The organism is Pseudoroseomonas cervicalis ATCC 49957 (assembly GCF_000164635.1).
GTDB lineage: Bacteria > Pseudomonadota > Alphaproteobacteria > Acetobacterales > Acetobacteraceae > Pseudoroseomonas > Pseudoroseomonas cervicalis.
On sequence record NZ_GG770777.1, the window covers coordinates 1,007,673 to 1,010,510 of the forward strand.

Annotated in this window: 1 protein-coding gene and 1 pseudogene; both read left to right on the forward strand. The window is 73.4% G+C overall.

Annotated features, from left to right (window positions below; translation table 11 throughout):
* Positions 1 to 302 (forward strand): annotated as a pseudogene (locus HMPREF0731_RS24960) (hypothetical protein); the annotation flags it as partial.
* Between the two features lie 44 nt (positions 303 to 346).
* Positions 347 to 2,838: ligase-associated DNA damage response DEXH box helicase (locus HMPREF0731_RS04360; protein WP_007002815.1), on the forward strand; the 2,492-nt coding region annotated here is incomplete at its 3' end.

Sequence of the window (2,838 nt, forward strand, 5' to 3'; positions counted from 1 at the left end):
TGCAGCGCGCCGAGCAGACCGCCATCGCCGAGGCCGCCGGCAGCCTGGCCCCGGGCGAGAGCCGGCCCTGGCGCGTCTCGCACGGCCTGCCCTTCGGCTGGCGCGACAATATGGGCCAGCTGGCGGTGACGCGGCAGATTGACACGCCGCTGGCGCAATGCCGGGAGGTGCTGTTCTCGGTGCAGGACAAGCCCGAGGCGCCGCCCGAGGGCGTCTTCCTGGCCACCGCCTGCCGGCAATCGGGTGGCTGGCGCTGGGCGGGGGCGGAGCCCTCGGTCTCGCGCTGGCGCTACCTGCAATAGCCGCCCCTTCCCGGCCCCGCCCGGCCGGTCCATATGGGGGGCCGATGCGAACATTGCCGGAACCTTTTGCCGGCTGGTTCGCCGCGCGCGGCTGGACCCCGCGCCGGCACCAGCTGGAGATGCTGGACGCCGCCGAGGCCGGCGACTCGGCGCTGCTGATCGCCCCCACCGGCGGCGGCAAGACGCTGGCCGGCTTCCTGCCCAGCCTGATCGATCTGCACCGCGCCCCGCGCGAGGGGCTGCACACCCTCTACATCTCGCCGCTGAAGGCGCTGGCGGTGGACATCGCCCGCAACCTGATGACGCCGGCGGAGGAGATGGGGCTCGAGCTGCGCATCGAGACCCGCACCGGCGACACCCCCGCCAACCGTCGCGCCCGGCAGCGGGAGCGCCCGCCGCAGATCCTGCTGACCACGCCGGAAAGCCTGGAGCTGCTGCTCTCCCTGCCCGATGCGGGCGAGATCTTCGGCAACCTCGCCTGCGCCGTGGTGGATGAGGTGCATGCGCTGGCCGGCACCAAGCGCGGCGACCAGCTGGCGCTCGGCCTGGCGCGCCTGTCGCGGCTCTCGCCGGGGCTGCGGCGGGTCGGGCTGTCGGCGACGGTCGCGCATCCGGACGCCATCGCCGCCTGGGTCTCGCCCGAGGCCGATCCCGCCACGGTGCGCCAGGTGCGCGCCAGCGGCGGCGCCGCGCCCTCGCTCGAGGTGCTGCTGCCCGCGGGGCGGCTGCCCTGGGGCGGGCATATGGGCCTGGCCTCGATGCCCGATGTCTATCAGCGGCTGACCGGCGCGGGCGTGACCATCATCTTCGTCAACACCCGCGCCCAGGCGGAGCTCTGCTTCGCCGCGCTGTGGCGGCTGAACGAGGAGAACCTGCCGATCGCGCTGCACCATGGCTCGCTGACCGTCGAGCAGCGGCGCAAGGTCGAGGCTGCGATGGCGGCGGGAAAGCTCCGCGCGGTGGTCGCCACCGCCTCGCTCGATCTCGGCATCGATTGGGGCGCGGTGGACCAGGTGATCCAGGTGGGCGCGCCCAAGGGTGTGGCGCGGCTGCTGCAGCGGGTCGGCCGCGCCAACCACCGCATGGACGAGCCCTCCCGCGCCGTGCTGGTGCCGGCCAACCGCTTCGAGGTGATCGAGTGCCGCGCCGCCATCCAGGCGGTCGGCGCCGGCGAGGTGGATGGCGAGCCGCCCCGCCCCGGCGGGCTCGACGTGCTGGCGCAGCATGTGCTGGCCATGGCCTGCCACGCCCCCTTCCACCCCGACGACCTCTATGCCGAGGTGCGGCGCAGCCAGCCCTATGCCGGGCTGTCGCGCCGCGATTTCGACGATGTGCTGCGCTTCGTCGAGGATGGCGGCTACGCCCTCTCCGGTTATGAGCGCTACCGCAAGCTGTTCCGCGACGCCGAGGGCCTTGTGCATATCCGGGGCGAGCGGGTGGCGCGGCAGCTGCGGATGAATCTCGGCACCATCGTCGAGACGCCGCTGGTCAAGGTGCGGCTGCGCGGCGGGCCGATGCTGGGCGAGGTGGAGGAATGGTTCGTCTCCACCCTCGAGCCCGGCGACAATTTTTTGTTCGCCGGCCAGGTGCTGCGCTATGAGCGCCTCGACCCCGGCACCGTCGTCGTCAGCCGCGGCGGCGAGGGCGAGCCGCGCATCCCCGCCTATGCCGGCTCGCGCATGCCGCTCTCCACCCATCTGGCCGCCCGGGTGCGCGCCATCCTGGCCGAGCCGCGCAGCTGGCGCGCTTTGCCGGCCCCGGTGCAGGACTGGCTGCGTCTGCAGCGCAAGGTCTCCGAGCTGCCGCCGGCCGAGGGGCTGCTGGTCGAGAGCTTCCCGCGCGGCGGCCGTTTCTTCCTGGTGGCCTACTGCTTCGAGGGGCGGCTGGCGCATCAGACGCTGGGCATGCTGCTGACGCGGCGGATGGAGCGGCTCGGCCTCGGCCCGCTCGGCTTCCTCGGCACCGACTACGTGCTGGCGGCCTGGAGCGCCTTCCCCGCCACCGACATGGAGGCGCTGTTCTCCGAGGATTTGCTGGGCGAGGAACTGGAAGAGTGGATGGCCGACAGCTCGATGCTGCGCCGCTCCTTCCGCAACATCGCCACCATCGCCGGGCTGCTGGAGAAGAACCATCCGGGCGCCGAGAAATCCGGACGCCAGATGACCATGGGCGCCGACCTCATCTACGACGTGCTGCGCCGGCACGAGCCCGACCACATCCTGCTGCGCGCGACGCGGGCCGAGGCCGCCTCGGGCCTGACCGATGTGGCGCGCATCGGCGCGCTGCTGGCGCGCATCCAGGGCCGCATCCGGCATGTGGCCCTCGACCGGGTTTCGCCGCTGGCGGTGCCGGCGCTGATCGAGGAAGGGCGCGAATGGGTCTCCGGCACCGCCGAGGACGCGCTGCTGGCCGAGGCCACCGCCCTGGTCGAGGAGGCCACCGACGGCGCCGAGCATTTCACCGGCAGCCTGGGGCTGGAGGAGCAGCTGCCCGCCCCGCCGCAGGCCCCGCGCGAGCGCCGGCGCGGCCGTGAGCG